Source organism: Deinococcus marmoris, assembly GCF_001949125.1.
GTDB lineage: Bacteria > Deinococcota > Deinococci > Deinococcales > Deinococcaceae > Deinococcus > Deinococcus marmoris_A.
In genome coordinates this window covers 56,672-64,483 of record NZ_MSTI01000158.1, presented here as the reverse complement: position 1 = coordinate 64,483, position 7,812 = coordinate 56,672, and the positions used below count along the sequence as shown (strand labels likewise).

The following is a 7,812-nucleotide window of genomic DNA, read 5'->3' as shown; positions in this document are numbered from 1 at the left end:
GACGATCTCACTCACGTGGAGCTTCGCCAGGGGATGGCGGGGAACTGGGCCGAGCTGGTCATCAACGCGAACGAAAAGGTGTGTGATGATGTCAGTCGTCGGGGGGAGTGTGGTCTGCATACCCACAGAATGCGCTCCCAGCGCATGATTCCCCTCGGCACCACCGACCCGCACAACTGGTTCTAAACGGTGACGCTGGCTCCAAGCTGCTTGAGCAGTCCCAGTTCGTCGCTGCTGCCCCAGCGCTCCACCATCAGGCCATTCTCGAAGCGGCCAATCTGCATCCCGCGCACCTTGATCTGCTTGCCCGTCGGCGCGATGTCCATGAACTCACCCTGATGGGTGCCCGTGATGGTGTACGCGAAGGACACGTTGTCTTCGTCGGCAACCATGTGCTCAACGTCAATGTGCAGGTCTGGGAAGGCCGAGCGCATCATGGTGAAGAACATGGTGAACCCCTGCGGGCCGTTCACCTGGCCGGGAGCCGGGTCATGGTCAACCGAGTTCGGGGCAACCACTTCTGCGAAGCCGTCCAGCTTGCCCGTGTTGACCAGTTCCCCAAAGCGCTTGGTGGCGGTGATGTTGTCTTGTTGGCTCATCTCAGGATCGTCGCACGTCGCCTGGCCCGGTCTGATTGAAAAAGGTAAAGGCACCGTGGGAAAGGACCGTGCCGCTAGACTTGGGAGACGGTTATCAGCAGATCTTCTCAGCCATAACGGATCATGGATGAAGCGTCTGGATTCCTACCATTTCACGCAGCTTCGGGTATATTTCACGCAGGATTTTCTCGAAGCCGTCCTCTGGCAGAGCGGCCCTCTGCGGATATTTGCCGTCCAGCCGCACAAATCCCCCGTTCCAAGCGTCAGTCCCCTATTGCGTGAAATCAGATTTTCACGCAGGAAGGGTTAGAATCGGGATTAGAGGAGATTCGCCAAGTCGTCAAGAGCAGGTTCGCCTCTATGGAAAGGTGAAGGTATGTCCGACAGTCTCCAATCGTTCATCGGCCAATCTCTCCGGCGTGTGTTGTACTACCGTCCCGAAGGCGAGGCCAATACAGATCTGAACTGGCCCGGTTTCCACGATGTCGGCCAGGGCGTGGAGCTGGTCTTCGACACGGGCCGCTTTTTCGTGACCTGGGATAACGCTGCCGACGAGGAGTTGAGCGTTTACCCCGGCTGCATGGTGGACTTTCTCAGGACGGGCGTTTTCGAGGACGTGTCCGCCCACCCAGACTGGCAGGGGCACATCGGGCAGCCGCTGGCAGCGCTGCGTCTGCTGCCAAACGAGGCCGCCGTGCAGATTGGAGGGCAGCAGGTGTTGATCGTCACGGCTGAAGTGGACCCCGGTACGCTCCAGATCGAGGGCCGGACGGACAACCTCGTCGTGTTCTTCGGGCCAGAACTCAGAGATGCGTTTTTCGCCCAGTACCCTGACACCCCAGCGGAGTGACTGCGGCACATGCCTTTTCAACCAGGAGCAGCCATGAACCAGATCGAAGCCTTCCGCCATTACTTGGAAATCGAGGAACGCCGCAGCCCCGCCACAGTGCGCGCGTACGTGGCCGACGTACAGATGCTGCGCAACTGGCTGGACGACGAGTTTGAGGAGCCGTGTGCCTGGGAAGAGGTCACTGCGCTGGAGCTGCGCGGCTTTCTGGCCAGCATTCGTCCGAAGCCACATCGCGTCCACCGATTGATCGCGTCTTGGAGCAAGTTCTGGACCTTCTTGCGCGACGTGCAGCATGTTTCAGGTGTCGGCAATCCTCCAGGTGAGATCAAACGGCCCAAACTGCCGGGACGACTTCCCAAGTATCTGGAGACGCCGGACATCGCCAAGCTGCTGAATGCTGCGCATAGCGATAAGAACGCAGACAAGGCGCTGAGGAACTGGGCGTTCATTGCCTTCCTGTACGGCACGGGGGCGCGCATCTCCGAGGTGCTGGGCCTGACGTTTGACCGCATCGCGTACCGCGACGGCGAACCCGTCAGCATCCGCGTGATCGGGAAGGGAGACAAGGAACGGACGGTGCCGCTGTCCGGCACCGCCCAGCGGGCCTTGATGCAGTGGCTCAAGGTGCGCAAGGTAGACGGCCATCCGACAAGCTCCTACGTCTGGAGCTACCTGAGCGGGGCGCAGCGCGGTCAGCCGTTCAGCATCCGCACCATGCAGGCGGCCACCACTGCGGCGGCCATCCGGGCGGGCCTGGACTCGGCCAAGGTCAGCCCGCACAAGATGCGGCACAGCTTCGCCACCGCACTCGTGGAACAGGGCCGCAGCCTGCACGAGATCGGCACCATTCTGGGCCATGAGAACCCGGCGACGACGGCGATTTATGGCCGGGTCAAGGCGCAGCAACTGGTCCTGGCGGCGGCCAGTCTGCCGGATGTACTCTAAGAGCTTGATTTCGCACGCCACCCCCGGCGCACTGCCGCCTCAAGAGCATCTCCGTCAACTTCACCGCGTCTACGGACCGTTGAGTCCCGCTTTCGTGGCAGAAGAACTGCGCTGCACGCTGGACGAGGCCATTCGCTACCTGTATGGCCCTCACGCCGAGCTTTACACCTGGGTCAGCCTCGCCGATCTGGCCTACCTCACTACAGTGAGCATGGCTGAGTTGAAGCGCTGGGTGCGGCGGCATCACCTCCAGAGTGCGCCCATGAAGGGGCAGGCGCGGACCGCACCTGTGCACGTCCATCTCGATGACGCCCGCCACTTCCTGCGCCTTCAGCACGACACGACGCCAGGAGCAGAACAGGCGAGTGCGAACGCGCTGCCCCGTGTAAAAGGAGAAGACCTCAGGTCTTCTCACATCTCGCAGCAGGTCACCCAGGTAGCCGTGGATGTGGACTGGCACCTGGCGCGGCAGGCCGCCTGGCCGATGACGGTGGACCGCTTGGCCGAAGCGGTCTACAGCTCCCGTTCTACGCAAGCTCAGCATCAGACCCGCAAAATGCTGCGGCGCTGGGAAGCCCAGGGGAGAGTCGTCTGCTTTGCACGGGGACTGTATGACCTGGTGCGCCTGGCCCTGGTCCTTGACCCAACGCGTTATGGCAAGAGTGTGTTGCCGAGGGAGGATCTCCAGAAGCTGTATGCCCACCACCCGGAGATCGCGCACTGGTCTGTCCGGTCTCTGGCCGCAGCCTGGCGGGCGTACAGCCGTTTCTATGCGAACACCCTGCTGCTCGTGGCAGACCGTGGGGAGCCGACGTTCCTGGAATACCTGCTGGTGTGTCAGTTGAATCCAGAGGGGATGCCTGTTGCGGTGAACGCCCGGTATGAGGAACTGTGCCAGGAAGCGGCTTTTTATCGCCTAATGCCCGCACCGCCGCAGAGCGCGCCCCAGACGGAGAAGCTCGCACTGACGGTGGAGAATGTTGAAGCGGGTCTGATCGATTTTCAGGCGGCAGCAGAGGCCACCCGGCTGAAGATGCAGCGCAAAGGTAGCAAGGGGCAGGCCCCAGGGCGTGCCCGCAGGACCACAGGGTCCAGAGGCGTGCAGGAGAGCCTGTAATCCAGGCGTTGCCTCTGCATGACAACGGCTAAGCGCGCCCAGAGGCCCCTTGTGGTCAGGCCAATTACCGGAAGGGAATGGGACAGCCACCATCACTGATCCGCTTCATTTCGTCAGGGCCACCAGCGACAGATGACAGATGTACGTGGTGTTCCCCGTACCCTGACCGTAATGGCCTAAGAGGGTCAGCAACTCGGCCTGAAAACGCAGCGCGTCCTGATGGTCAAGTTGGGGAAAGCAGAAGTGATCCAGCAGCACCTGCTGGGACGCCGCATCTGCCTGCCAGATCTGGCCTGGCCCGGTGGCTCCCACCACCTCACCCCAGTGGGCAAATTGCACGCCCCACTCCGGGGAAAGCCGCTGGGCAAAAGCAACCTGGCTGGCATACGACAGTTCCAGATACGGCGCGTTGATCATTCGCAGCAATTCAGTCAGGTCACGGGCGGGCGTCAGGGCCTGTGGAATGAAGAAATGATCCGCCGCCGAACGGTAGTGCCGGATGATTCGCCCACGGCGGCGCTCTTCATGCGCCACGGTCAGTAAACCCAGACGTTGCCACGCCCGCACCCGGTACAACACAGAGTTGGCGGGCCTGCCCAGAGCGCGGGCGGCCTCTGACACGGTAGACGGGCGTCCAAAAAAAGGTCTGAACCAGGTACGGGCTTCCCGGTCCAGCAGCACCTGGGCCGCACGCACGTCAGAGAGGGTCACGACTTCGGCAGGTGAGGTGGGCCGTTGCATCTCACCTCAGTTTACAGGGACCCTTTCTGCATGCCGACTTCGTTCCCCCTTTTCACGCCCCAGCGCGGATGGACTGTGGCTGGGCTGATGCTGGCCCCACTGGTTCTGGCTGGTCTTGGGCTGACGCATCCACACCACCTTCGCGCAGACACGGCCACGCACTGGACGGCCATGCACCTGGCACTGATGCCCGTGTTTCCCTTGCTTGGCGTCAACCTGTGGTGGTTGCTGTCGGGCGTCTCTGGCCACACCCTGTCCGGTGTGCTGGCCTGGGTGGCCCGTGTGCTGGCGTTCGTGTACATCGTGTATTACGGAGCGCTGGACGTGCTGGCAGGCGTGGGCACGGGCCGCCTGACGTTGCAGGGTCAGGACGCTTCGGCCATTCGGCTGCTCTTTGCGGAGGGCAACGCGCTGGCGGCTGTGGGCGTGTGGGCTTTTCTGGGGGCCAGTCTGCTGACCTGTGGGCTGTTGATGGTCCGACATGGCGTGCGCCTGTGGCCGGGCGCAGTGCTGTTGATGCTCAGCAGCGTCTCCTTTTTGAGCAGCCATATCTACGCACCATATGGCGTGCTGACCATGCTGGTCATGGGTCTGGGCATGGCCTTGTTATTTGGCCTTCAATCGCCACCGAAACAACCAGGGCTGCCTGCCCAGGAATAAAGGCGGACGCGGTGCTCTACTTTTCACTACTCCGTTGTCGGGTTGGGGTATACCCGCCAGAGGGAGGGACAGGAAGGCGGACAGGGCAAAAATCTGCTGACAGCCCAGTTCAACGCCTTTTTGATCACCCCGTTCACCGGAAGTCAGACCCAGAGCCAACTTCGGTTGTCCCTGGGGCGGGCTTTTGGTAAGGCTGCTTACCAGAGGTCAGGATGCAGCAAACACCCATCGCACAAGGATCATTTGATGGCCCACGGGCATTTCGTCGCCCTGCGGGTGAGCATGACGAAAAGCTGGACTTTGATAGCGAGGCGACTCCAGGGTGATTGAACCAGAAAAGCGGTTCTCAAGCCCGGCCTCTCAATGCATCTTGCGACGCTGTGAGAGCTTGACCTGATACATCCGCTGATCACTGAGCCGCAGCAAGTCACCCGCAGTCTGGGCATCCTGTGGGTACTGGGCGGTCCCCATACTGGCCGTGGCGGACTGGAAATCCTGACGGCGCATCTGTTCCTGCAACTGATTCAATAGGCATTGCGACGTTTTGACCTCGAGCGGTTGTGTGGTGACAATGGCAAATTCGTCGCCGCCAATCCGGTAAGCCTGTCCCACCTGGCCAAATTCGCTGGTCAGCGCCAGCGCAAAACTTTGAAGGAAGCGGTCACCTTGCGCGTGTCCCTGCGTGTCGTTCACGCTTTTCAGGCCATCAAGATCGAAGGAAATCACCATAAATTCCCCACGTGCTTCAGCCGCCTGATTCAGTGTGCGCTCCAGCATCAGTTCGAAGGCCCGGCGGTTGCCCAGCCCGGTCAGGCTGTCGGTCAGGGCCAACCGCTCGGCCTCTGCACGGGCCTGATCCAGTTCACGGGTGCGTTCCACCAGCAGGTGTTCGAACACGGTCAGCACATGGCTGGCGTCCTCCTGCTCCAGGGGAAGCAGTTCCTCCCCCCATTCCCCCTCAAGGGTGTCCGGCTGGGTCAGGACTTCCAGGGCAAGCTCCACCAGGTGCGGATCGAAATGCGTGCCGGTCTGCTTGCGAATCTCGTCCAGCGCCTCCTGCGCGGTCCAGGCCCGCTTGTAGGGCCGCGCCTGGGTCAGGGCGTCGAACACGTCGGCCAGCGCCACGATCCGGCCCGACAGTGGAATCTGACCGTCGCGCAGACCACGCGGGTAGCCGCTGCCGTCCCAGCGCTCGTGGTGCGTCAGCGCGATTTCCTCGGCCAGGCGTAGCAATTCCGAGCGCCCACCGGACAGGATGCGCGCGCCGATCAGGGTGTGGGTCTGCATCTGCTGGAATTCGGCGGTGTCCAGCTTGCCCGCCTTGAGCAGCACGCTGTCGGGAATGCCGATCTTGCCCACGTCGTGCAGCCGTGCCGCGACGCCCAGCACGTTGGCCTTACCCTCGGGCCAGCCCAGCGCCCGCGCGATGCGCGCCGAGGTGCGCCCCACCCGCCGCGTGTGTTCCCCGGTGGTGTCGTCGCGGTACTCGGCGGCCATCGCCAGGCGCGTGACCACCTCCTGCTGGGCGCGGGCCAGTTCAGCCGTCCGCACCCGCACCTGCTGTTCGGCCAACTCGCGGCCCCGGTGTTCCACGTCGGTGCGCACACGGTAGATCTCGGCGTCATGACGGGCACGCTCGACCTCGAACTGGATGCTCAGGTTGCGGGTTTGCTGATCACGCTCGGCGTTGAACAGTTCGCGCTCGATACGGATCAGTTCGCGGCTGTGGGCCAGCGCCGGCTCCAGATCGCCGCACCGCTCAAAATACTCGGCCAGCGCCTCGTGAGCCTCAGCCTGCTCCTTGACCGACTGGATGTCGATGGCCAGGCTCAGGCCCGTCTCAAGTTCCTGCTGGGCTGCGTCCAGCACCCCTTGTTGCAGATGCAACCGTCCCAGTTGCAGCCGGGCCTCCAATTCGCCCTGTTTGGAGCCGATCTCCAGCGCGATACCCAGCGCCTCATTGATGGTCTGCACGGCCCGCACCGGTTCCTCGGTCTGACGGTACAGGTTCCCCAGACTGTCCAGCGCGTGCAGTTCGCCCACCTGATACTTCAACTCGCGGCTGAGGTCCAGGGCCAGTTGCAGGTACTCGCGCGCACGGTCAAACTGCCGGGCGTCAAGGCAGCACATACCAAGATTGAGACTGGCCGTGGCCTGAATCTGCCGGTCTCTGGACTCCGCCGCCGACTTGTACGCCGCCTCCATGACCTCAATGGCCAGCCCGTTGTCGCCCCTCATGCTGTGGACGTGGGCCAGATTGTGCAGAATTGGGGTTTCTAACTTGAGGTCAGCAGGCTGCGTCTTGTAAAGAGCGTAGGCACGTGTCAATGATTTGATGGCCTCTTCATATTGACCAAACCACATTTGAATATTGCCAATGTTGATCAGACACTGAATCTGACCCGTCATGTTCGCTTCGTCTTCACGCAAGCGTAGGGCCTGATGGAGCAGTCCCAGGGCTTCGGCTACCTTGCCCTGATGGTGGTTAACGATGGCAAGATGGTTCAGCGCTGTCGCCTGGATTCCCTGTCCTTCTGTATGAACCTGAGCGAGTTGGACAGCCCGCTCCAGGTGTTCCGCCGCCTCTTCAAAATGCCCGAGATCGAGTTGCAACTTGCCCGCGAAGCTCCGGGCCTCGGCTTCGGAAACGGATTGACCCAGATGCCCAAAGCTCGTGGCGGCGTGGATGAATTCAATCAGCGCCTCGGCCTGTTGCCCGCTGGCCTGCAAGGCCCGGCCCAGCAGCACCCGGCTCTCCGCAGCCTCGCAGGACTCCTGGTCTGCCGTCAGCGAGCAACAGGTCCGCGCCAGGGTCAGGGCCTGGGCCGGATCGACACTCAGCAGTTCGGGAATGGCGCGTTGCAGCGCCTGGAGCTGGGTCTGGGGCGGCCCAGACACCA

8 protein-coding genes are annotated in these 7,812 nt (G+C 62.2%); 5 read left to right on the top strand and 3 right to left on the bottom strand.

Annotated elements, in window-relative coordinates:
* A partial coding sequence (locus BOO71_RS28510; RefSeq protein ID WP_217694937.1) for a hypothetical protein occupies window positions 1–186 on the top strand: 186 nt, incomplete at its 5' end.
* Here the strand turns inward: BOO71_RS28510 and BOO71_RS23265 are convergent.
* On the bottom strand, window positions 183–599 hold the full coding sequence (locus BOO71_RS23265) for an ester cyclase (RefSeq protein ID WP_075836581.1): 417 nt from the start codon (window positions 597–599) through the stop codon (window positions 183–185). The genes BOO71_RS28510 and BOO71_RS23265 overlap by 4 nt on opposite strands.
* Before the next feature lie 376 nt (window positions 600–975).
* Here BOO71_RS23265 and BOO71_RS23260 point away from each other — a divergent pair, with 376 nt between their 5' ends.
* From BOO71_RS23260 to BOO71_RS23250, 3 genes are read left to right on the top strand one after another with little or no spacing between them, the layout of a single operon-like run.
* On the top strand, window positions 976–1,449 hold the full coding sequence (locus BOO71_RS23260) for a hypothetical protein (protein WP_075836579.1): 474 nt from the start codon (window positions 976–978) through the stop codon (window positions 1,447–1,449).
* Between the two features lie 33 nt (window positions 1,450–1,482).
* Window positions 1,483–2,394: a tyrosine-type recombinase/integrase gene (locus BOO71_RS23255; RefSeq protein ID WP_075836577.1), complete on the top strand. Its 912-nt coding sequence runs from the start codon at window positions 1,483–1,485 to the stop codon at window positions 2,392–2,394.
* Between the two features lie 4 nt (window positions 2,395–2,398).
* Window positions 2,399–3,511, top strand: coding sequence for a hypothetical protein (locus BOO71_RS23250; RefSeq protein WP_139323146.1), 1,113 nt, complete (start codon window positions 2,399–2,401; stop codon window positions 3,509–3,511).
* A gap of 105 nt (window positions 3,512–3,616) precedes the next feature.
* Here BOO71_RS23250 and BOO71_RS23245 read toward each other — a convergent pair whose 3' ends face one another.
* The gene (locus BOO71_RS23245) at window positions 3,617–4,252 is read right to left on the bottom strand and encodes a helix-turn-helix transcriptional regulator (protein ID WP_075836573.1); all 636 of its coding nucleotides are present in this window, start codon (window positions 4,250–4,252) and stop codon (window positions 3,617–3,619) included.
* Between the two features lie 30 nt (window positions 4,253–4,282).
* Here BOO71_RS23245 and BOO71_RS23240 point away from each other — a divergent pair, with 30 nt between their 5' ends.
* Entirely contained in the window at window positions 4,283–4,912 is a 630-nt protein-coding gene (locus tag BOO71_RS23240) for a hypothetical protein (RefSeq protein WP_139323145.1), read from the top strand.
* 360 nt (window positions 4,913–5,272) lie between these two features.
* Here the strand turns inward: BOO71_RS23240 and BOO71_RS23230 are convergent, their stop codons facing one another.
* Entirely contained in the window at window positions 5,273–7,810 is a 2,538-nt protein-coding gene (locus BOO71_RS23230) for an HD domain-containing phosphohydrolase (protein WP_175607517.1), read from the bottom strand.
* Window positions 7,811–7,812 lie beyond the last annotated feature (2 nt).